Genomic DNA, 21,652 nt, shown 5'->3' with positions numbered 1-21,652 from the left:
GTCTGTCTCCTCCTGTCTAATGTTCTCTGAATGCCTTTTCTTTGGCGCGGAAGAGCGGCCGCAAGAGGTAGGCTAATATTGTACGTTTTCCCGTCATGATGTCGACCTGCGCGACCATGCCCGGCAGTATCGGCCGGTCCGGGCCGAAGCTGGTCTCTTTCGTCCTGATACGGACGGTGTAGTAGGTGTTGCCCTTTTCGTCTGTGATGGTGTCGGGGCCGATGTATTCGACCGTCCCCTCGAGGCCGCCGTAAACGGCGTATTCATAGGCGGTGACCTTTACGACGACCGGCATTCCCGCCCGGACGAAGGCTCTGTCGTTCGGCGCGAGGCGCGCCTCTACGACGAGCGCGTCCTGGTCCGAGACGATCTCGGCCACCGCGCCGCCGGGCATGATGACGGCTCCCTTGGAGTTTACGAAGAGCCGCTTGATGGTGCCGCTGATGGGGGCCCTTATCTCCGCCTGTGATACGCGGTCGATAAGCGCCTTGTTTCCCTCTTCGAGGCTTTCGAGCTCCCGCAGCGTCGCGGTGAGTTCGCTGCGCCAGCTGTTCAGGTAGCGCAGCTCGGTCTCTTTTATCTGTCCCTCGGCCTCCTGTATCGCGCCCCTGGTACGCGTGATCTGCGCGCGCGCCTGGTCGCGGTCGGCCTTTGCGCGGGCCGACTCTTTTTCGAGGCGTATCACCTCAAGCTCGGAGACGGCTCCTGACGAGAGCAGCTGTTTTGTTGCGTTGAGCTCGTTTTCCGCAAGTTCGCAGGCTCCCGTGAGCTGCGAGAGGCGCGCGTTGGCCTCCACGAGCTCCTGGCGGCGCTGAAAGGCCTGGTCGCGCGCCACCCTGACGGCGGAGCGCATCTCATCGAGGCTCGTCTGGTAGAGGCGGCGTTCGTGCTCGATGATGTTCGGCATTGAGGCTGCCGCCTCAACGGGGGCGATGAAGGGCTTGCCCTGTGTCTGTGCCTCCAGCCGCGAGGCCTTGGCGGTGAGCGCCAGCAGCTGCGCGTTGCGCTCCCCGAGGGAGGAGGAGGAACGGGTCTGGTTTATCTTCACGAGGACGGCATCTTTGCTGACCGTCTGCGATTCTTTCACAAGTATCTCTTCCACCATGCCGCCGTCGATCGCCTGCACCATCTGGGTGCCGGAGGTGGGGATGGCCTTGCCGCTGCCGGTGACGACCTCGTCGACTTTGGCGATGGACATCCAGAGCAGCAGCAGGAGGAAGGTTGCGAGCACGATGTAGACTATTGCCCTGGCCTTGAGCGGCTTTTCTTCCGCCTCGGCCCAGGCGGCGTCGCTGGCCCAGTCGCCCGGGCGGCGCGCGTTTTCCTTAAAGAGCAGGCCGAAGACCCGGCGCGTGACGCCGCCGCCGAAGTTCTCAACTTTAGCGATTGCTTTGCCGGCCTTTTCAAAGCTATCTTTGTTCATTGGCTCCAGCATCAGTAGGCCCTCCCAATTGCGCCCTCTTTGAGGGCCGCGAGTATCTGCTCTTTGGGGCCGTCTGCCACGATCCGTCCGCCGTCAAGGACGATGACCCGTTCCGTGAGGTCGAGCAGCGCCGTGCGGTGGGTCACGAGCAACAGCGTCTTGTCTTTCGCGAATATTTTCAGGTTGTGGCGCACACGCTCCTCACTTCCGGAATCCATCGCCGAGGTGGGTTCGTCGAGCAGCAGCAGCGAAGGATTTTTCAGCACGGCGCGGGCGATAGCCACCGCCTGCCGCTGCCCGCTGGAGAGGTTTGCGCCGCGTTCGCCGACCTGCATGTCGAATCCTTTGGGGTGGTTTTTCACAATGCCGTCCACGCCGCTTATCTGGATCGCCTGAAGCAGGGCCTGGTCGGTGATGTAGGGATTTCCCATCACAAGGTTGTCGCGCAGGGTCCCGTAGAAAAGCATTACCTCCTGCGGCACGACGCCGACGGCGCGGCGCAGCTCGGCGGGGTCCATCTGGCGGCTGTCGGTGCCGTCGATGAGGATCGAGCCCTCCGTTTGGCGGAAGAGTTTGAGTATGAGTTTGAAGAGGGTGCTCTTGCCGGAGCCGATGGGGCCGACTATCGCCACGTGTTCCCCCGGTTTGACGGTGAAGTTCAGCGCCGAGAGCGCCGGACGCTCCTGCTCGGGATAGGCGAAGCCGACGTCCCGGAACTGTATGCCGCCCGCGATGTCGGGGCGGCTGAGAAAGGTGACTCCCTCCTCATGTTCCGTCTCTTTGTTCATGATGTCGTCGAGCGCCGAGAGGGAGCGCGAGGTGGAGTAGTACTGCATGAGAAGCCCCGCGACGCGGCTGATGGGCATCATCGCGCGCGAGGAGAGCATGTAGGCGGCGATCAGCGAGCCCATGCTTATGGCGTTCGCGCGGATGAGGTAGACGCCGATGACCATCGTCGCGATCGATATGGTGACGTTGATCCACTGTGTCCAGCTGATGACTGCGGAGGAGAGCAGCCGCATCTTCACGTTCGCCGCCTCGAGGTGGGCGACGGTCTTTTCCCAGCGGTTCTGGACGGTGCTCTCAAGGTTCTGTGTTTTGACCGACTCTATTGCGACTAGGCTTTCGACCATCGTCGCGTTTTTCAGCGAGCTGGCGCGGTTCGTCGTCTCCGAGAGTTCCCGCATCTGTTTCTGCACCATGACCGCCTCGGCGAGCACGAGCAGGCCGCCGATCAGTATCGGTATGGCGAGCGGCCAGGCGATGATCGCGATGACGATGATGAAAAAGATCGAGAAGGGCAGGTCGACATAGGCGAATACCGTCGCTGAGGAGATGAAGCTGCGTACGCTGTCGAATCCCTGAATGCTGTTGACCATCGAGCCGACCGAGGCGGGGCGCGCCTCGCTGCGCATGGACAATACCTGCTCCATCATGTCGGCGGAGAGGCGCGTGTTCGTGCGCGAAGCGGCGAGGTCTGTAAGGTAGCCGCGCGCCATGTGCAGCGCGAAGTCGGCCGTTATCATAATGAAGACGCCGATTGCCATCACCCAGAGGGTCTCGACGGCGTTGTTCGGTACGACTCTGTTGTAGACGTTCATCACGAAAAGCGGCATCGCGAAGGCGAAGATGTTGCTGAGGAGGGAGGCGATGATCACGTCGCGGTAGATATTTTTCTCCGTCGCGAGCGTCTCCCAGAACCAGTGCCCTTTGCGCCTCTTGCCGTCCGCTCCCGCGCGTTCGTCGAACTTGAACTGCGGCTTCAAATATATCACGTAGCCGGTGTAGATATCGCGCAGCGTCTCAAAAGAGAGTTCCGCAGTTCCCTCGTCCATCTCTCCGGGGAAGATGACGGAGGCTTTCTCCGCCGCCGCATCGATAGAGGTGACAACGCAGGCGCGGCTGCCGCCGAGTATCAGGACCGCGGGGCAGAGCAGGCCGTTTATCCGTTCCAACGGACTTTTGATTATTTTGCTGGCAAGTCCCGCGCGCTTCGCGGCGCGCGAAAAGAGAGCGGGCGTAAGCACCCCGTTCTCCATCGGCAGTCCGGAGAGCAGTGCGTCACACGAAATGCGGCGTCCGTGGAGCGCCGCGATCAGCGTGAGAGAGGCCACCAGAGGGCCGCCGCCGGGGAGGCTGGACGTCTCCCTCGGCACGGCTGTTTCCGTTGACAGATGTTCAGAGGTGCTATTTTGACTCATCGTTCTGTCTCTTCGACAACTCCTCTACAATCTTGTCCATGTCGATCTTGGCCTCTGCGAGCGTGGGCGCCGCGGGGAGCTCTATTGAATAATGGCTCAGCAGCGTTCCCGTCGCGGCAAGATATTCCGCCTTCATATTCTTCATGTTGTATTTCGCGTTCGCGTAGCTCATGCTGGCCTGGAAATATTCGTTTTCCGAGTCGAGCAGGTCGAAGAGGCTGCGTCTGCCCGCCTCGAACTGCTTCGTGTAGGCGGTGCGCGTCACGTCCGCGGTCTTTACGTGCGTCTCGAGGTTCGGTATCTGTTTTTCGGTGTTCTTGATGTCGTTGTAGGCGATGAGCACCGACTGGACGACGTCGCGTTCAAGTTTGCCGTAGAGCTCTTCCGACTCTTTGTACTGCTCGATGGCCTTTTTGATATTCTCTTTATCGAGGCCGCCGTTATAGAGGTTCCAGTGGAGCACCAGCTCGACGAAGGCCTTGTCCTTGCGTCCCTGCGTGCCGTCGTCGTTATTGTTCAGGTAGGTTCCCGCGCGCACGTCGACCTTCGGTCGCATACGCGAGGCCTGCTCGCCGACGATGTGTCGCATCGACTCCGCGTTCTCTGCGTACGATATGAGCTGATAGTTGCCCGCGAGCGCCGCCTTTCGCCCCTCCTGCGGCAGCGCCGGAAGGGTGACGTCGATCGCGTGGTCCTCAAGGTTGGCCGCCGGCGCTTCGCCGACGATACGCGCGTACTGCGTTTCGGCATCGTGCAGGTTGCTCTCCTCCGTTATGAGGTTGACCCGCGCGAGCGCGACGCGTCCATATGCCGTGTCGTAGTTCACCGAGCTGTCGACGCCCGCCTGCGTGCGTTTCTGGACCTTTTTCAGGACCTCCTCGTGGCGTGTCAGGTTCCCCTTCGCAAGCGCCACCAGTTCGCGGTAGCGGACGACATCCTGATGCGAGCGGAAGGCGGCGTAGCTGACCTGCTCCATCGTGGAGAGCAGATCGAAGTAACGCATGTTCTTCGCGTATTTATAGCGTTTTACGGAGCTGTTCGTGAGGTTGCCGTCGTATATCGGCTGGGTCGCGACGGCGGAAAGTCCGTCATAGTCGTGGTTGTACATATCTCCTGCCGTATAGCGGTAACCGTCGCCGTCGAGGTTGTAGCGTCCGACGCCGGCGTAGACGTCGAGCTTTGGCCGGTAGCCGGAATAGGAGCCCTCAAGATCGTGGCGCGAGGCCCCGTAGGCGTGCAGTTTTCCCTGTACCTCGGGATAACTTTCCAGCGCGCGCTGGATCGTCTGCCGTATCGTGACTGTCTGGCCTTCGTCCGCCGCCGCGACGGAAGGGAGGAGTAAGCACATTAACACAAAAACAAGAATTTTTCTCATCTCTTCACCCATTTCCTAAAGATAAAAAACGCCCACGCCGCGATAGCTCCGCGATGTGGGCGTTCTGCCGCCAAAATAAAAGCCCACAAGGCGGAAACTCCGCGATGTGGGCGTTCTGCATTGACTGCAGCTCGTCAATATAATATTTAAGATTGGGTTTGTTGTCAATAAAAAATAACATAAAATTTGTAAACTTTGATAAAAGATGAGGTTATTATTACAAAATTACGTTTAAAAATAAATATAAATAATAAAAAAGTATAAATATATAAATAAAATATCTAAATTTACCATGCCATTTTATTTTTATATGGATAAAGGGCCTCTAATTTTTATAATAATCGTTTTTGCCGGCAGGTACAAACATAATGATATTTTTTTAAAAATAGAGGCTGATGGTTTTTATAAAATGTATTTTAGAAATTTCTTTTAGGTGTCTATAATATGATATTGATATATCTATCATTGGCGAAAGATAATATATCACTTAATTTATACGGTAATATCTGTTAAATAGATGATAAAATATAATCGATAAGATTAGTCTGAAAATAAGCGAATATCACGAGGAGGCGGCGTGTAATGACATATAAGATCATGGTGCTCAACACCGGTTCGACATCTACAAAAATGGCGGTTTACTTTGACGATAAAAAGGTCGTTCAGAGAGAATTTGAACACACGAAAGAATTTCTTGAGAAATATCCCTATATGGCGGATCAGCTGCCGATGCGTCAGGAGCTGGCCGACGACTTTATGAGAGAGGCCGTCGCCGAGTATGGGGCCTTCGACGCGATCGTCGCGCGCGGCGGAATACTGCCGCCGATACACGCCGGCGGCTACGAGATAAACGACGTGATGGTGGACTATCTGCTCAACGTCTGCGCGGAGGAACACGCCTCGAACGTCGCCGCCTGCATCGCCTTCGAACTGCGGCGGAAGTATGATATCCCGCACGCCTATATCTACGACGGTATTTCAACGGACGAGCTGGAGCCTGTCGCCCGCATCAGCGGCATCCCTGATATGCCGCGCGTCTCCGTGACCCACTGCCTCAACATGCGCGCTACGGCGCACCGCGCGGCGTCGGAGATGGGACGCGCCTACGGCGACTGTACCTTCATCATCGCGCATCTCGGCGGCGGCATCTCGATGTCGCTGCACAAAAAGGGACTCATCGTCGACGTCGTGGGAGACGACGAAGGTCCATTCTCGCCGGAGCGCGCCGGCGGCCAGCAGGTGATCCAGCTGATAAAATATCTGGTCAGAAAGAATAAAACCGACATGCGCGACAAACTGCGCGTCATGCGCGGCGACAGCGGCCTCTTCGGTTATCTCGGCACCAGCGACGCCCGCCGCGTCGAACAGATGATCGCCGCGGGCGACGAAAAGGCACGGCTGGTCTATGAGGCGATGGCGCTGCAAATAGCTAAATTTATCGCCAACCTCGCCGCCTCCGTCTGCGGCAAAGCGGACGCGGTCATCCTTACCGGCGGCCTCGCGCACTCAAAGATGCTCACGGACGAGATCGAACGCCGTATCGGTTTTATCGCCCCCGTGAAGCTCTATCCGGGAGAAAATGAGATGGAGTCGCTCGCGCACGGGGCCTACCGCATACTCAGCGGCAGCGAGCGCGCAAGGGTATTCCGGTACGACAAATAACGGCGGTGGTTTCCCGCCGCTGCCTATCCCGCGGCAAAAATCTATTGCGCCAATGCGAAAAACATTATAGGATAAGGGGATAAGTGAAAAATCTGAAACGAACAGGGGGACATCCATGAAAGCATCGCTTATCCAGCTGGAAATAAAAGAGACGGAGGCCCACGAAGATCTTATCGAACGGGTCTTCGGGCTGATAGACGGCTGCCGCGGCTCCGACATTATCGTGCTGCCCGAGCTGTGGCATATCGGGATATTGAGTTACCGTACGATCTGGAACTTCGCGGAGGAAAAGGATGGGCCTCTGATGCGCCGTATCTCCGAAAAGGCGAAGGAGCTCGGGGCCTTTATCCACTGCGGGAGCTTCGTTCATAAAGAGGGAGATAAGATATACAACACGAGCCTCCTCTTTGACAGGAAGGGCACCGATGTCGCGGAATACCGCAAGATACACCTCTTCTCCTGTTACGGACGCGAGGCCGATTCATTTACGCACGGCACCAAACCGGTCGTCGTCGACACCGAATTCGGCAAACTTGGGCTTGCCATATGTTATGATATAAGGTTTCCCGAACTCTTCCGCATGATGACGCTCGGCATGGGCGCGGAGATATTCATCGTTCCCGCCGCCTGGCCCCAGCCGCGCGGCGAGGCCTTCAAGATACTCAACAAGGTGCGCGCGATGGAGAACTCCGCCTGCCTTCTGTCATGCAACCTGATCGGCCCCTACAAACATCTGACGATGGTGGGGGAGAGCGGCGTCATCGACCCCTGGGGCGAGATGCTCACGAATATCCTGCCGGGAGAGGGGATCATCGAAGGCGAGGCCTCTGCTGAGACCGTGCGCCAGACTCGCCGCGAATTCCCCGTCTTTGACGACGTGAGGCTGATGGAGTCCGTACTTTAGCGGCGAAGCGCCGCTTCGAGCAGCATCTCCGAAATCTTTTCCCGCACTATCCGCATAACGCCGCGCACGCCGTCGCCGCCGCTGACAAGCGGCAGGAGGGAGCCGCAGAGCTCCCTCTCCGAGACGATGGCTCTCTCTTCGTCGGTGAGCTCCGCCACCGCCTCTCGGCATCGCTTTTCGAGGATAATGCCGAGAGCCTCGGCGGAGAGAGCTCCGAATCCTATCACCGCGTCAAAACGCGCGAATAGCGGCGCTCCGAGGCGCTCCTTCGCCTCCGCGGCGGAGGCGTAGTTAGAGGTGCAAATTATGACCGAGTTTTTTACCTCGGCGCAGTAGTTCCTGTCTTCGTATACCCCCTCGTCAAATAGCTGGTAAAAGGCACTGTGAAAGAGCGGGTTCGGCTTATCGAACTCGTCGAAGAGGATGACGGAAGATTCTCGCTCCATCAGGTCCTTGGCGAGAGAGTCGCCGGTGTGGCGTCCGCCGAACAGGTAGGGCGCGAACTCGTTGCTGTGGAACATCGAGAACTGACGGCGGAATAATTTTTGCCCTACAACCTCGCTGAGATACTTCGCCGTCTCCGATTTGCCGACGCCGGTGGGGCCGTAAAAGAGCAGCACAAGCGGCTTTGAGAGCTTTCCCGCCGCAAGCGGATAGAGGGCTGTTAGAAGCCGATGCTTTACATTCTTCTGGCCAATGATGACCTGCGGGTATTCGCGGTCTATCCTTTTAAGTCCCTCGATATCCAGCGTCTTATATTCGTGTTTTATGACCTTTACGCGGCTGTGCAGTCCGCGGAACTGCGACACGATATGCGCCGGCGGATTTTGCAGATAGAGCGACTCCACCTCAAACTGATCGATGAAACTTAAAAAAGAATGCAGCGCGCTCTCGCTGATGGAGGCGTACTGCTCCGAGTAGGCGACGAGGCAGGGGATTACGAGCCGTTCCTCCTGCTTCTCCGCGGCGTCGCCGCTGTGTTTGCTCTGTATCTTGAAGGTATGTTCCCTCATCTTCCTGTCGCTGTATATTGCCAGTTCGCTTATCGTGGTCAGCGCCCTGTTCCGCGGCAGACGGCGTTTAAAATTATATTTGGGGCCGTAGAAGAAGACGATTTTTTTTATCATTAATATTCATTCCTTTATGAATAAAATTTCTAAAAATAAACTCCTTACATTTGCAAATTATATATAGTTTAGTCTGAGTAGTCTGAAAATTAAGTTGACAATATCACTAACTAGTGTTATTCTACAGCCAACAAGAGATAAGTCAATCCACTGAAGACTAAATAGAGATGAGGGGTTTGAGATGGACTCCAAGGACAGATTAAACGGCAAACTCATCATCGCGCTTGGAAGGACCTATCGCAACGCGCACCGGAGATCTAACGAGCTGTTCCGTGAGAAGGGGCTGACTCTGCCGCAGTTTACAGTGCTGGAGCTTTTGTACAGCAGAGGAGAACAGACGATACAGCAGATAATCGACAAAGTTCTCTCAAGCAGCGGCAACATCACGGTGGTGGTGAGGAATCTGGAGCTGATGAAGCTCGTTTACCGCCGTGATAATCCGAACGACAGGCGCTCTTATCTTATTGGAATAACTCAAGAGGGCAAGGAACTGATGGACGTTACCTTCGCTAAACATATGTCCAACCTTGCCGAGGCTTTTTCAAAACTGACGACGGAAGAGAAAGAACAGGTCGTCTCTATACTGAAGAAATTACGATAAAAAAGAGGCTTAACGGCTTTTAAGTTTTTTGTTTGTAGTAATATCACTAATTAGTGATACTGCCGCAGTTGTTGTTTGCCTAAAAATAAATAAAATGAGAGGTGATGCAGTGACCCCCGTTTTTTGTTGACCTAATAAATGAAATTTTTCACAGGCTACAAAAACCACACACAACTACTGAGAAACAGATGTACCATTTATTCGAACGGAGGGGAATTATGCTAGAACATTGGACCGCTTATCAACCCGAACTTGCAAAGTCTTACGAAGAGAAAGGCTACTGGAAGAGAGAGAACTTCTCACAGGTTTTCGATAACATTGCGGAACGTTTCTGGGATCGTGAAGCCCTCGTAGGCGGAGAACAGCGCTTCACCTACGGGGAGCTTAAAAAAGGTTCAGACCGTCTTGCCCTGCACTTCCTGAAGATGGGGCTTAAGCATGAAGACCGTATAGTCATTCAGCTGACAAACATACCCGAGTTTGTATTTATCTACCTCGCTCTGCAGAAGATCGGCGTCATTCCCGTAATGTGCTTGGCCCAGCACAGATATACGGAGATATCGCAGATCGCGGCAAAGGCAAAAGCGGTCGGCTACATTATACCAGGTTTTGCGAATAAATTTAACTACGTGGAGTTGGTCGATCAGGTGGCCGCCGAGCTGCCCTATATGAAATATAAGATGATCGCGGGACTCAACCAGGAGATCCCGGAAGGATACCTTTATATCAACGATCTTCTCGCCGTTCCCGCCGATGGTGAGGACGACCCGGAACTGCTGAAAAAATATCTGCCCGACCCGCACGACGTCTGCATTCTGCTGCTTTCCGGCGGCACTACGGGCATCCCGAAGCTCATCCCACGCGAATACAACGCCTACCGCTACGTAGCGGAGGAGTCGAGCCGCGAACTTGGATATAACATGTACACGGTGCAGCTCGCGGTGGCCCCCGTAGCGCACAACATGGTCCTCGCGGCCCCTGGAATCCAGGGAGCCTTCTCCTTCGGCGGCAAGGTCGTTATGGGCACCTCGCCGCGCACGGAGGATATCTGCAAACTGATCGAGAAAGAAAAGATCACACACATCCCCATGGTTCCGGCGATGGTCATAAATATGCTTAACTTTGAAGACAGGAGCAAGTACGACCTCTCGTCGTGGAAGATCGTCATCAACGGCGGCTCCAAGATCGAACCGGTCGTTGCCGCCCGTGTATATCCGGAGCTTGGCTGCCGCCTGATCTCACAGTTTGGCATGTCCGAAGGCACCATCACGCAGACCAGCCTCTTTGACAGCGACGAAGTCACCTATAATACGATCGGGCTTCCGGTCTCTCCCGCCGACGAATGGAAGATTATCGACAAGGACACCGGCGAGCTGATCGCGGAGAGCGTACACGACGGCAGCGCGCGGTTCCGCGGCGAAACGGAGCGTCCCGGCGAGATAATCTTCCGCGGTCCATATACGATACGCGGTTACTATGACGCCCCCGACCACAATAAGAAGGCCTTCACGGAGGACGGTTTCTACCGCTCGGGAGACCTGGCTGCGATGCACGCCAGCGGCAAAGGCTTCGTCATCATGGGACGCATCAAGGACGCGATCAACCGCGGCGGCGAGAAGTTCAGCTGCGAAGAGGTGGAGAACCTCGTCCTGAAGCATGAAAAAATCCATGACGCGGCGCTCGTCCCGATGCCCGACCACGTGCTTGGTGAAAAGGCCTGTCTCTTCGTTTCAATGAGGAACCCGGGCGACACAATCACGCTGAAGGAAATAGTGGAATTCCTCTCCGGCAAGCTCGCGAAGTTCAAGCTTCCGGAGCGCCTCGAGATCCGCGACGATCTGCCGCATACGAATATCGGCAAGGTCAAGAAAGAGGAGCTGCGCGTTGAGATATACGCGATAATGGCGGAAGAGGAAAAAAATAAGGCATAACCCGGATACTTCCCTGTCCGGCCACCCATAAAACGCGTGAAGGGCTATTCAAGCCCTTCACACCCCCTATATAAAAATTTGGAGGAATGAATCCATGAAAATATTAGAGCCCGTAAAATTTAGAAACCTCGAACTCAGAAATCGCCTTGTATGGCTTCCCGCCGTATCCTGCCTCGCCGACGAGGTGGGCTTCGTCACCGACCCGCTGATCGAGCGCCATGTGGCGCGCGCGAAGGGCGGCTTTGGTCTCATCGACGTTGAGGCCTGCGGTGTGCTTGACAGGAAGAGTCCCAACCTCCTCCGTATCTGCGACGATAAGTTTATCCCCGGACTCAAAGAGATGACGGACGCCGTGCACGCCGAGGGCTGCAAGATGACCGTCCAGCTCATCCATTATGTGAAGCAGTCGGTTCGCACGGGCTGGAAACAGGCCGTCGAAGATCTTTCCTACGAAGATATCGAAGAGTGCAAACGCCAGTTTATAGACAGCACCATCAGAGCCAGGAAGGCCGGTTTTGACGGTGTGGAGCTGCACGTGGCCCATGGATATACGCTTTCATCATTTATCTCCCTGCTCAATAAGCGCACCGACAAGTACGGACGCAACACAGAGGGCCGCTGCCGCATCGTTACGGAGATCATGGAGGGCATCCGCAAAGAGGTTGGCGACGATTACTGTGTCGGCTGCCGCATCTCCGGCGAAGAGTTTGTTATGGGCGGCAACACGCTGAAGCAGACGACGGAGATCGCGCAGATATTCGCGCGCGCCGGCATGGACTTCATCAGCGTATCGGCGGGCGGCAAGACAGAAGACGGCCCGTGGTACACCGGTTACAGCGGAAGCCGCTGCATGGCGACGGCCAACCTGCCCTATGGCTGCCATGTCTATCTCTCCGCCGGCATCAAAGAGGCGCTGCGTGAGATCGGTTCCGACATTCCCGTCGTCGTCTCCGGCAAGGTCAAGGACCTCAAGCATGGAGAAGAGATATTTGAAGCAGGCAAGGCCGACCTCATCGGTATCTGCCGTCCCGCGCTCGCCGATCCCGAATGGATCACGAAGCAGGTGGAGGGACGCGAAAAAGAGATAATAAAGTGCCTCTACTGCAACGGCTGCCTTGTCCGCGACCAGAAGCACGAAGCAGTCAACTGCGTGATCGCCGATAAAGTGGCCGAACGTAACGCGGCCGGCCGGAATTAGCGTGCCTCCGGCGCGCGTTTTTCTTGAAAACGCGCGCCGGGATTTGCCAAGTTTCGCAAATTAAGAGGCATTAAAAGAGAGATTGGAGGCAGGCTATGGATATTCTAGGCAAGGTCAATAAAGTACCTGGCGGCATCATGGTCGTACCGATGTTCATCACCGCGCTGATCAATACCTTTATTCCGGCGGCGCTCAAGATAGGCGGCCCCACCACCGCGGCTTTCAGCGGGGCAGGCGCGATGGCGACCATCGGTATGCTGCTCTTTGTCGCGGGCAGTCAGACGAAATACAGCGACCTTGGCGCGGTATGCGCGCGCGGCGGTCTGCTGGTCGTAGTACGTCTGGCGGTAGCCTTTACGGGCGCCTGGCTGACGCTGAAATTTTTTGGCATCGGCGGGATCTGCGGAGCCTCCGCATTGGCGATTACGATCTCCCTCGCCAGCTGCAACCCCGGCGTCTACGCGGGGCTGATGCAGTCCTATGGAGACAACGTCGATAAGGCGGCGATGGGGGTCCTCAATCTGATCGCCGTTCCCGCCACGCCTCTGGTGATCCTCGGCATGGCCGACGGTACGGGATTTGACTATATGAGCGCCATTGCCTCGCTCGTTCCGTTCGTTCTCGGCATGGTCCTCGCCAATTCCGATGAGAAGATCCGCAAACTCTTCTCTACGGCGACGCCAGTGGTGCTCTTTTTTCTGGGCTGCTGCCTTGGCGCGAGCATAAACCTCAAGGCGCTATCTCAGGCCGGAACCGCGAATATTCTACTTATCGGGCTTATCGTCTGCATCTTCCTGCCGATAATGATAGCCGCGGACAGACTTATTCTTAAACGGCCCGGATACGCCGCTGTGGGAGCCACCTGTTTGGGCGGCCTCTCGGTGGTGGCGCCGAGGATCATCGGCGAGCGTCTGCCGCAGTATCAGCCCTATGTGGAGTCGGCGACGGCACAGATGGCGGTGACGCTGGTCTTTTGTATCTTCGTCTTTCCATATATCACCAAATTTGTGGTAGACAAGTTTGGCAGCGGCGCGGCGGCGAAGAGCTAACTAAATCTAATGTTTATATTTTCCCGCCGCATTCCGGCGGCGGGAAAATATAAAAAGGTGCGGGGTGAGGAAAGATGGGCAAAATCATATCATCTGCTAATGTAATATCACTAATTAGAGATAATTCGGTGATCGGTATCGGCGGTTTCGGCGGTTTTTCCGCTCCCGACGAGATACTTTGCGAGATGGCGAAGTCTTTTTCTGCCCACGGAAGCCCGAAGGGGCTGCACGTCGTATCCGGCGTCTCCCCCGGAGACCTCAGGGAAGAGGGTTACGGCCTCAGCATAATCAAGGCTCCTGGGATCATCTCTTCCATATACGCGGCCCATGTCGGGATGTCTCCCGCGATTGGCAGGGCCGTGAGCGGCAGCGAGATCGCCGGTTATACCGTGCCTCTCGGGGTTTATGGGGAGCTTCTGAGGGCGATCGCCGCCGGCAAGCCCGGCGTGATGACGAAGGTCGGCCTGCACACCTTTTGCGATCCGCGCCTTGAGGGATGCCTGATGAACCGCTTGGCGGAAGAGTCCGGCAGGGAGGTAGTCTCGCTGATCGACTTCGAAGGTGAGGAATACCTCTTCTACAGAAGCTTCCCCATCGATGTCTGTATCATCCGCGGCAGCTACGCCGATGAGTACGGCAACATCTCGCTTGAAGAGGAGGCCCTGTACAGCGAACAGGCGGCGATGGCCGCGGCGGTTCACAACGGCGGCGGTACGGTCATCGTGCAGGTAAAGAACGTCTTTAAGCGCGGCGCGCTCGACCCGCGGCGAGTGGCGATCCCCGGAGCCCTCGTCGATTACGTGGTGCAGGCGAAGCCGGAAAATCATCTCCAGTGTTACGACGGCTCGCTCTTCCGCCCCGAGCTTATCGGCGACGTGAGGATGCAGCTCGATATGGTGCCGCCGATGGCGCTCTCGCCGCGCAAGATATGCGGCCGGCGGGCGGCGCTCGAGATAAAGGCCGGTGGGCTTGTCAACCTCGGTATCGGCCTGGGGGCGGCGGTGAATCCCGACGCGATCCTTTCGATAACGGATAACTTCGACATTTACGACGGCGGCGCGCTTGACGCGGCCTTTCTCGGAATGGGCGAGGTGGACGAAGCGGGCAACGTGAACGTCTCGAAATTCGGTTCGCGCTGCACGGGACCGGGCGGTTTTATAAACATCACGCAGAGTACGCGGAAGGTCTGTTTCCTTGGGACCTTCACCGCGGGGCCGATAGAATGCCGGATTGGCGGCGGCAGGCTCGAGATAGAGAGAGACGCTCCCGGGATCAAGTTTAAAAAACATGTGCAGCAGGTTACCTTTTCCTCACTCTGCGCAGCGGAAAAGGGTCAGCAGGTGCTTTATATAACGGAACGGGCTGTCTTCAGGCTCGAAAAAGAGGGCGTTACGCTGACGGAGATAGCGCCCGGCGTCGATCTGGAGCGGGACATCCTCGCCAGAATGGAATTCCGGCCGCGGGTATCTGACGGGCTGCGGCTTATGGACGAACGGATATTCCACGACAAAAAGATGAAAATAAGCTTTGAGAATCAATAAGGCAGAATTATAGAAAAATAGGTGAAAGGGGTAATAAGAATGGCTGAAGAGAAGAAACATACCACACTTTCCGGATATGAGCTTAAAAGGGTCTACACCGAAGAGGATATAAAGGGTGAAGATCTGAGGGCGCAGCTCGGCGATCCCGGTCACTATCCGTTTACGCGCGGTATTCGCGAGGAGATGTACCGCGACGGCCGCCTGTGGACGATGGGGCAGTACGCGGGGTTTGCCTCCGCGGAGGAGGCCAACAAACGCTTCCGCTACATCATTGAACAGGGCGGCACCGGCTTCTCTGTCGCTCTGGACCTGCCGACGCAGATGGGCTACGACTCCGACGACCCGATGTCGGAGGGCGAGGTCGGAAAGGTGGGAGTCGCTATAGACTCTCTGGCTGACATCGAGGCGCTCTTCAAGGGGATCCCCTTCGAGAAGGTACGCCAGATACGTACGACGGCGAACGCCAACTCGATAATTATGCTCGCCTTCTACGTCGCCTTCGCGAAGAAAAACAACATCGATCCCAACACAATCGGATTTTTCCTTCAGAACGACATCCTTAAAGAATATATGTGCCGCGGCACCTACATCTTCCCGCCCGCGGCCGGCGTCAAGCTCTCCGTTGACGTGCTGGAATACTGCGGGAAGCACCTTCCCCACTGGACGCCCATCGCCGTCTCCGGCTACCACATCCGGGACGCCGGAGCCACCGCGGCGATGGAGCTGGCGTTCACGCTGGCGGACATGATCGAATACTACGACGCCGCTGTGAAGCGGGGAGTTGACATCGTCGCGGCCACGGCGAACAGCTACTTCTTCCTCGGCGCACAGATGGACTTCCTGGAGGAGGTAGCGAAGTACCGCGCCGCGCGCCGTCTGTACGCGCGGATCATGAAGGAACGCTACCACGTAACAGAAGAAGAGCCGCAGCGCCTGAAGATATTTGCCTTCACAAGCGGCTCGGCCCTGACGGCGGAACAGCCGATCAACAATATCGTTCGCGTCGCCATTCAGACGATGGCTGCGGCGGCGGGCGGTATTCAGACCTTCCACGCCTCCTCCTACGACGAGGCGATCTCCCTGCCCACGCAGGAGGCCGTGACGGTATCGCTGCGCACGCAGCAGATCGTAGGCTATGAGTCCGGGCTGACGGAGACGGTGGACCCCCTTGGAGGTTCCTTCGCGGTAGAGGCCCTCACGAACGCCATAGAGAAAGAGGTCCTCGACCTGCTCGACACGATAGAGAAAAAGGGCGGGGCAATGAAATGTATTGAGGAAGGCTTCCAGCAGAAGATGCTGGCGGACAACGCATACAAGTATCAGAAGAGCGTGGACCACAAAGAACGCATCGTCGTGGGCGTCAATGAATTTAAGGACGGCAAGCCCATAGAGCCGGCTCAGTTCACGGTTCCTGAAGATGTCGCGATCAAGCAAACGGCGAAGATCAACAAGCTGAAGGCGGAACGCGACAACGAAAGGGTGAAGCGCGCCCTCGCGGCGGTGGAGAAGGCGGCCCGGAACGACGAGAACCTCGGTGAGTACATGATCGAAGCGGTGAGCGCCTACGCGACGCTCGGCGAGATATGCGGCGTGCTCAAAGAGGTCTACGGCAAGTATACACCGATGAAGATCTATTAAGGAAGGAGGCTGCGTTATGGTAAAAGTTCTGATTTCAAAACCCGGCCTTGACGGCCACGACCGCGGCGCGAAGGTGGTCGCGCGCGCCTTTGAAGAGGCCGGAGCGGAGGTCATTTACACCGGCCTGCAGGCGACGCCCGACGAGATAGCGGAGATAGCGGCAAAAGAAAAGGTGGATGTCGTGGGAGTGAGCCTTCTCTCCGGCGCGCACAACACGCTGATGCCGAAGGTGATAGACAAGGTAAAGGCGAAAGAGGGAATGGAGAATACGGTATTCATCCTCGGCGGCATCATTCCGCAGCAGGACATTCCCGGACTCATGGAAAAGGGCGTCAGCGGCGTATTTGGCCCCGGCACCAGGCTCGACGAGGTCACCGAATTCACCTTTGAGCAGGTGGCGCTCGCGAAGGCCGAGGAGATGGCCGAGCAGGCGCTCTCTGATATGGCGAACAAAGCTTCAAATATATAAAAGAAGAATATTAAAGGAGGCACTTACATGGCAGGGATACTTGAAGGAGTTAAGGTACTTGGCATAGAGCAGCAGGTCGCGGGACCGACCTGCACAATGATGCTCGCCGACCAGGGAGCGGAGGTCATTAAGGTCGAACGCCCCGGAAGCGGAGACACCGCGCGCGAGATGGCGCCGATGCTCAAGAATGACAAAGGAGAGGCGCAGAGCGGATACTTCGCGCGCTTCAACCGCAGCAAAAAGAGCGTGACGATCGATATGCAGTCGCCGGAGGGACAGGCCGTTCTCTGGGACCTTATCAAAGATACCGAAATAATAATCGAGAACGTGAAGCCGGGGCTGATGGACAAGCTGGGCTTCACCTACGAGAAGATCAAAGAGGTCAATCCCGGCGTCATCTACGTAGCCATCAGCGGCTTCGGACGTTCAAAGAAGTACGAGGGGCCCTATGCGAAGCGTCTAGCCTATGACATCATCGCCCAGGCGATGGCGGGACTCATGCACACCTGCGGCAGCGATCCCCAGGGACCGCCGACCTGGCTCGGCTTCGCCCTCGGTGACTCCGGCACCGGCGTCTACGCGGCTTACGCGGCGATGCTCGGATACATCAACAAGCTGCGTACCGGCAAGGGCGAGTACTTCGACGTTTCGATGTATGACTGCATGATCGCCCTCGCCGAGCGTTCGCACAACGTTTACGCCTTCACCGGCAACGTCGTGTCGCGCGGCCCGGACAAGCTTATCGCCCCCTGGGGCCCCTTCAAGTGCAAGGACGGCTACGTAGCGATCATCGTTCCCACGGAGTCGATGTGGAAGAAGTTCCTCACCGCCATCGGCCACCTGGAGCTGCTTGACAACCCAGACATCCAGTCCGGCCCCGGACGCGGCGCTCACATGGAGACCCTCATCCGTCCGGTCATCAACGAATGGCTTGCCGATAAGACGAAGATAGAGGCCTGCGAGATATTCATGGCCCAGGGACTTCCATGCGGACCGGTACAGAACGCCGAGGACGTCGCCCATGACGAGCACACCAAAAAGCGCGAGATGCTCGTTAAAATACCCGATCCCGTCGTCGGAGAGCTCACCGTCGTCGGCTGCCCGATCAAGATGGAAGAGCATGAGACATCCTACAGCGCGCTGCCGGATCTTGGCGCCGATACGGACGAAGTGCTGAAAAAACTTGGATACTCGGACGAGCGCATCGCCGAGCTGCACGACAAAAAGGTCATATAAGAGATAAAAGAGAGAAGGGTGACAGATATGGAAAAGGTAGTCATAGTATCCGCAGTACGTACGCCGTTCGATAAATTCGGCGGCCCGATGAAGGGCGAAAACACGGTAGCCCTCGGATCTTTCGTCGTAAAAGAGGCCATGGAGCGCGCCGCGGTCGATCCCGCGGACGTTGAAGAGACATACATCGGCATCAACATGCCCACGGCGAACCGCTCGATCGCCCGTCAGATATCGCTTGCCTCGGGCATGCCGCCCGAAGCGAACTCGACCACCGTCGACCGCGCCTGCTGCTCGTCGATGGTAGCCATCGCGATGGCGAAACGCGCGATCGAACTCGGCGACGCCAAGGTAACGGTGGGCGGCGGCTCGGAAAACATGAGCAACGTCCCCTACTTCGTGGAAGACCTGCGCTGGGGAAAGCGTCTCGGCGACATCGTCCTCAAAGACATCATGGTCGTGTCCTGCCCCTACACCGGTGAACCGCGCGCGAAGCAGGCGGGAGAGGTCGCTCTCCAGTACGGCATCAGCCGCGAAATGCAGGACGAATGGGCCTACCGCAGCCAGATGCTCTACCAGGAGGCCTTCAAGGCCGGTAAATTCAAGGACGAGATAAAGCCCTACGTCCTTCACACCAAAAAGGGCGACGTCGTGATCTCCGAAGACCAGTCGCCGCGCCCCGACACGACGCTTGAAGGGCTCGCGAAGCTCAAGACCGTCAACCAGAGCCCGACCGTCACCGCGGGCAACGCCCCCGGACTTAACACTGGAGCCAGCGCGCTCGTGCTCATGAGCGAAAGCGAAGCGGCGCGCCGCGGGCTGAAGCCTCTGGCGACGATCGTAGCCCACGCCCAGGCCTCTGGACACCCCAAATACATTGCGACAATTCCGGCCTTCGCCGCACAGAAGGTGCTTGCCAAAGCCGGCATGACGATCGACCAGATGGATATCATTGAGATCAACGAAGCCTTTGCTGTTATGCCCCTCGCCTCCACGATACTGCTTGGAGAAGAGGACCCAGCGAAGGTCGAGGCGATCCGCGCCAAGACGAACATCAACGGCGGCGCAATCGCCATCGGCCACCCGACGGGAGCCACCGGCGGACGCCTCGTAATGACGATGGCCTACGAACTCCAGCGCCGCGGCGGCGGATACGGCCTCTGCACGATCTGCGGCGGCGTCGGCGAGAGCGAAGCCTTTATAATCAAAGTCTAATCACTCTTTCGATCCATGTGGATGTTTTGCGGTTGCGGACCGGCAGGGGCCGCGTCAGGCGGCGGCAAAACATCCGCCATCGGCAATAAATAAGGAGGCTGCGGCAAATATGGAATTTCAGGATATACTGTATGAAAAGTATAATAACCGGGCGAAAATAACCATTAACAGGCCTGACAATATGAATATGTTCACCAATCATACTTTGAGCGAGATGATTACTGCGTTTCAAAGCGCGTGGACAGACAAGGAGGTCGGGGCTGTTATCCTTACGGCGGCGGGGAGCCGCGCGTTTACGATCGGAGGCACTCCCGGCGAGACGGATGCAGAGGCTCAGCCCATTGAAAAGCTGCCGATGCCCAGCCTGTTCGCCCAGCTCCTGCATATCATCCGCACGATTCCCAAGCCGGTGATAGCGGCAGTCAACGGCTATGCGATCGGCGGCGGCCACGTTATCCAGGTGGTCTGCGACCTTACAATCGCCGCCTCTACCGCCAAGTTCGGCCAGGTAGGCCCCAAGGTTGGAAGCTTTGACGCCGGATACGGCAGCGCCTATCTCTCCCGCATAGTCGGCGAGAAAAAGGCCAGGGAATTCTGGTACCTGTGCCGGAAATACACCGCGGAAGAGTGTCTGCAGATGGGGCTGGTCAACGCCGTGGTCCCGCCGGAAGAGCTGATGGCCGAGACGGACAAATGGGTCGACACTATTGTTAAATCCAGCCCGACCTCTCTGGCGGCACTGAAGATGTCCTTCAACGCTGATTCTGCCTCCGTCTGGGGCATTCAGTCCATGGCTGGCGTCGCGTTGGGCATGTATTTCAACACGGACGAAGCGAAGGAATGCAGCAGGGCTTTCAGCGAAAAGAGAGATCCTGACATCGCCCAATACCGTTAATTTGTTCGAGCTTCCATCGCTTGGACATTACAATTTTGGAAGGAGAGTATAAGTCATGGCACAGCCTCAGGGAGACAGAACCCCAAAAACTCTTGAAGAGAGAGGTTACCATATTATCGACGTCCACGCGCATCCCTTTATTAAGGGCGGATATCCGCCCGCAATGAAGGCCATGCTGGCCTCTAGAAAATACACACAGCCCAACTGGGTCGGCAAGTCCGGCAAGGGCACTCTGGACGATCTGAAAGCGGAGTTTGACGAGACCAGCAGAGAAGTAATGGCGAACGACGCCCTCGCCCACGGCGTGAAGATGCAGCCGGTCGGCTGGGACGCGACGAGCGGCATGGGCGAACCGCCCACCAGCAACGATTTCGTTTACGGTCTGTGGCAGGAATTCCCTGACGCCTTTTTCGGCGCCTGGGGCTCGGTCGATCCCTGGCAGGGCCAGGAGGCTCTCCACGAAGCGGAGAGAGCCATCACCGAACTGAAGCTGATCGGTCTAAAGTTCCAGCAGTGCACGCAGAAATTCCGCGTCAACGACAGGCGTTTCTACCCCCTGTGGGACCTTTGCCAGCAGCTTGGAGCGCCGGTACAGTTCCACATCGGCTATACGGGAATGGGCAGCGGCGCTCCCGGCGGAGACGGACTTTACAGCATGAGCTACTGCCAGCCTCTTGACGTCGACGAAGTCGCCGCGGACTTCCCGAACCTGAAAATTATCGCCCTGCACGTCGGCGAGCCGTGGCCGGAAGTCATCAACCACGTTGCGATGCACAAGGCGAACGTGATGCGCGAGACCTCCGGAATGTGGCCCAAATATTTCCCGCAGTGCATGACCTACGACATGAACAGACGTCTGCAGGACAAGTTCATCTTCGGTTCCGAGTGGGGTGTGTTCAAACTCAGCGAAATCCTCAAGCAGTGGGAAGAGCTGGATCTCAGACCCGGTATCATGGAAAAGGTCATGTATAAGAACGCCCTTAACTTCCTCGGCGAAAGATTTGAGAAGTGCGGGCTGGACCTGAGCCCCTGGAAGGGATTAGTCTAAGAGGGCAGTGGGTTTCTCCGCGCGGACGGACTGCGGCGAAGCTCATTAAGGGCAATTTCGTTTAGGAAATTCCAGCTATAATTTTTTACCACGTAGAACGCTGATGACTATACTGTAAGATTCACGTTCTACGTGGCACTTA

At 56.9% G+C, this 21,652-nt stretch carries 17 protein-coding genes; 13 read left to right on the top strand and 4 right to left on the bottom strand.

From position 1 onward, the window contains the following. Nucleotides 1–16: 16 nt before the first annotated feature. From BED41_RS10260 to BED41_RS10250, 3 genes are read right to left on the bottom strand one after another with little or no spacing between them, the layout of a single operon-like run. Nucleotides 17–1,435, bottom strand: a complete 1,419-nt coding sequence (locus BED41_RS10260) for an HlyD family type I secretion periplasmic adaptor subunit (RefSeq protein WP_066745658.1) — start codon at nucleotides 1,433–1,435, stop codon at nucleotides 17–19. Continuing rightward, complete coding sequence (locus BED41_RS10255; protein WP_066745657.1) at nucleotides 1,435–3,624, bottom strand: type I secretion system permease/ATPase; 2,190 nt, start codon at nucleotides 3,622–3,624, stop codon at nucleotides 1,435–1,437. The genes BED41_RS10260 and BED41_RS10255 overlap by 1 nt, the downstream gene beginning before the upstream one ends. Next, complete coding sequence (locus BED41_RS10250; protein WP_168160256.1) at nucleotides 3,611–4,999, bottom strand: TolC family protein; 1,389 nt, start codon at nucleotides 4,997–4,999, stop codon at nucleotides 3,611–3,613. The genes BED41_RS10255 and BED41_RS10250 overlap by 14 nt, the downstream gene beginning before the upstream one ends. A 582-nt stretch (nucleotides 5,000–5,581) precedes the next feature. Here BED41_RS10250 and buk point away from each other — a divergent pair. Together buk and BED41_RS10240 are read left to right on the top strand one after the other, a co-directional pair. Continuing rightward, nucleotides 5,582–6,661: a butyrate kinase gene (gene buk / locus BED41_RS10245; protein WP_066745651.1), complete on the top strand. Its 1,080-nt coding sequence runs from the start codon at nucleotides 5,582–5,584 to the stop codon at nucleotides 6,659–6,661. Between the two features lie 115 nt (nucleotides 6,662–6,776). Then, complete coding sequence (locus BED41_RS10240; protein ID WP_066745648.1) at nucleotides 6,777–7,565, top strand: nitrilase-related carbon-nitrogen hydrolase; 789 nt, start codon at nucleotides 6,777–6,779, stop codon at nucleotides 7,563–7,565. On the opposite strand, the gene BED41_RS10235 is transcribed toward BED41_RS10240, so the two are convergent. Next, nucleotides 7,562–8,692 carry an AAA family ATPase gene (locus tag BED41_RS10235; RefSeq protein WP_084002399.1) on the bottom strand — a complete coding sequence of 377 codons (1,131 nt, stop codon included), beginning with the start codon at nucleotides 8,690–8,692 and terminating at the stop codon, nucleotides 7,562–7,564. The two genes, BED41_RS10240 and BED41_RS10235, sit on opposite strands and share 4 nt — an antisense overlap. Nucleotides 8,693–8,873: 181 nt before the next feature. On the opposite strand from BED41_RS10235, the gene BED41_RS10230 reads away from it, so the two are divergent. From BED41_RS10230 to BED41_RS10180, 11 genes are all read left to right on the top strand, one after another. After that, on the top strand, nucleotides 8,874–9,293 hold the full coding sequence (locus BED41_RS10230; protein WP_066745645.1) for a MarR family winged helix-turn-helix transcriptional regulator: 420 nt from the start codon (nucleotides 8,874–8,876) through the stop codon (nucleotides 9,291–9,293). A 218-nt stretch (nucleotides 9,294–9,511) separates the two neighbouring features. Continuing rightward, on the top strand, nucleotides 9,512–11,224 hold the full coding sequence (locus tag BED41_RS10225) for a (2,3-dihydroxybenzoyl)adenylate synthase (RefSeq protein WP_066745641.1): 1,713 nt from the start codon (nucleotides 9,512–9,514) through the stop codon (nucleotides 11,222–11,224). Between the two features lie 94 nt (nucleotides 11,225–11,318). Next, on the top strand, nucleotides 11,319–12,422 hold the full coding sequence (locus tag BED41_RS10220) for an NADH:flavin oxidoreductase (protein WP_066745635.1): 1,104 nt from the start codon (nucleotides 11,319–11,321) through the stop codon (nucleotides 12,420–12,422). A 95-nt stretch (nucleotides 12,423–12,517) separates the two neighbouring features. Further along, the gene (locus tag BED41_RS10215; RefSeq protein ID WP_066745633.1) at nucleotides 12,518–13,471 is read left to right on the top strand and encodes a 2-keto-3-deoxygluconate permease; all 954 of its coding nucleotides are present in this window, start codon (nucleotides 12,518–12,520) and stop codon (nucleotides 13,469–13,471) included. A gap of 74 nt (nucleotides 13,472–13,545) precedes the next feature. Then, nucleotides 13,546–15,012 carry an acyl CoA:acetate/3-ketoacid CoA transferase gene (locus BED41_RS10210; RefSeq protein ID WP_066745631.1) on the top strand — a complete coding sequence of 489 codons (1,467 nt, stop codon included), beginning with the start codon at nucleotides 13,546–13,548 and terminating at the stop codon, nucleotides 15,010–15,012. Nucleotides 15,013–15,051: 39 nt separating this feature from the next. Next, entirely contained in the window at nucleotides 15,052–16,650 is a 1,599-nt protein-coding gene (locus tag BED41_RS10205) for an acyl-CoA mutase large subunit family protein (RefSeq protein WP_157102323.1), read from the top strand. 16 nt (nucleotides 16,651–16,666) lie between these two features. Beyond that, the gene (locus BED41_RS10200) at nucleotides 16,667–17,119 is read left to right on the top strand and encodes a cobalamin B12-binding domain-containing protein (RefSeq protein WP_066745627.1); all 453 of its coding nucleotides are present in this window, start codon (nucleotides 16,667–16,669) and stop codon (nucleotides 17,117–17,119) included. 27 nt (nucleotides 17,120–17,146) lie between these two features. Further along, the gene (locus BED41_RS10195; protein ID WP_066745624.1) at nucleotides 17,147–18,355 is read left to right on the top strand and encodes a CaiB/BaiF CoA transferase family protein; all 1,209 of its coding nucleotides are present in this window, start codon (nucleotides 17,147–17,149) and stop codon (nucleotides 18,353–18,355) included. Between the two features lie 27 nt (nucleotides 18,356–18,382). Continuing rightward, a complete protein-coding gene (locus tag BED41_RS10190; protein ID WP_066745622.1) occupies nucleotides 18,383–19,567 on the top strand; it encodes a thiolase family protein in 1,185 nt (394 codons plus the stop codon). A gap of 109 nt (nucleotides 19,568–19,676) precedes the next feature. Continuing rightward, nucleotides 19,677–20,462, top strand: coding sequence for an enoyl-CoA hydratase-related protein (locus BED41_RS10185; protein WP_066745620.1), 786 nt, complete (start codon nucleotides 19,677–19,679; stop codon nucleotides 20,460–20,462). Nucleotides 20,463–20,517: 55 nt separating this feature from the next. Next, nucleotides 20,518–21,510, top strand: a complete 993-nt coding sequence (locus tag BED41_RS10180; protein ID WP_066745618.1) for an amidohydrolase family protein — start codon at nucleotides 20,518–20,520, stop codon at nucleotides 21,508–21,510. The last annotated feature ends 142 nt before the right edge of the window (nucleotides 21,511–21,652 follow it).

The organism is Cloacibacillus porcorum (assembly GCF_001701045.1).
Taxonomy (GTDB): Bacteria; Synergistota; Synergistia; order Synergistales; family Synergistaceae; genus Cloacibacillus; species Cloacibacillus porcorum.
The sequence above is the reverse complement of the archived record's forward strand: the minus strand, read 5'-3'. Positions and strand labels throughout refer to the sequence as shown.

Excerpts from the sequence above, each read along its gene's own strand:
- BED41_RS10185 (WP_066745620.1), top strand. The coding sequence starts at position 19,677 with ATGGAATTTCAGGATATACTGTATGAAAAGTATAATAACCGGGCGAAA.
- BED41_RS10190 (WP_066745622.1), top strand. The coding sequence starts at position 18,383 with ATGGAAAAGGTAGTCATAGTATCCGCAGTACGTACGCCGTTCGATAAA.
- BED41_RS10205 (WP_157102323.1), top strand. The coding sequence starts at position 15,052 with ATGGCTGAAGAGAAGAAACATACCACACTTTCCGGATATGAGCTTAAA.
- BED41_RS10260 (WP_066745658.1), bottom strand. The coding sequence starts at position 1,435 with ATGCTGGAGCCAATGAACAAAGATAGCTTTGAAAAGGCCGGCAAAGCA.
- BED41_RS10225 (WP_066745641.1), top strand. The coding sequence starts at position 9,512 with ATGCTAGAACATTGGACCGCTTATCAACCCGAACTTGCAAAGTCTTAC.
- BED41_RS10220 (WP_066745635.1), top strand. The coding sequence starts at position 11,319 with ATGAAAATATTAGAGCCCGTAAAATTTAGAAACCTCGAACTCAGAAAT.
- BED41_RS10180 (WP_066745618.1), top strand. The coding sequence starts at position 20,518 with ATGGCACAGCCTCAGGGAGACAGAACCCCAAAAACTCTTGAAGAGAGA.
- BED41_RS10210 (WP_066745631.1), top strand. The coding sequence starts at position 13,546 with ATGGGCAAAATCATATCATCTGCTAATGTAATATCACTAATTAGAGAT.
- BED41_RS10250 (WP_168160256.1), bottom strand. The coding sequence starts at position 4,999 with ATGAGAAAAATTCTTGTTTTTGTGTTAATGTGCTTACTCCTCCCTTCC.
- buk (WP_066745651.1), top strand. The coding sequence starts at position 5,582 with ATGACATATAAGATCATGGTGCTCAACACCGGTTCGACATCTACAAAA.
- BED41_RS10200 (WP_066745627.1), top strand. The coding sequence starts at position 16,667 with ATGGTAAAAGTTCTGATTTCAAAACCCGGCCTTGACGGCCACGACCGC.
- BED41_RS10215 (WP_066745633.1), top strand. The coding sequence starts at position 12,518 with ATGGATATTCTAGGCAAGGTCAATAAAGTACCTGGCGGCATCATGGTC.
- BED41_RS10255 (WP_066745657.1), bottom strand. The coding sequence starts at position 3,624 with ATGAGTCAAAATAGCACCTCTGAACATCTGTCAACGGAAACAGCCGTG.
- BED41_RS10240 (WP_066745648.1), top strand. The coding sequence starts at position 6,777 with ATGAAAGCATCGCTTATCCAGCTGGAAATAAAAGAGACGGAGGCCCAC.
- BED41_RS10230 (WP_066745645.1), top strand. The coding sequence starts at position 8,874 with ATGGACTCCAAGGACAGATTAAACGGCAAACTCATCATCGCGCTTGGA.
- BED41_RS10195 (WP_066745624.1), top strand. The coding sequence starts at position 17,147 with ATGGCAGGGATACTTGAAGGAGTTAAGGTACTTGGCATAGAGCAGCAG.
- BED41_RS10235 (WP_084002399.1), bottom strand. The coding sequence starts at position 8,692 with ATGATAAAAAAAATCGTCTTCTTCTACGGCCCCAAATATAATTTTAAA.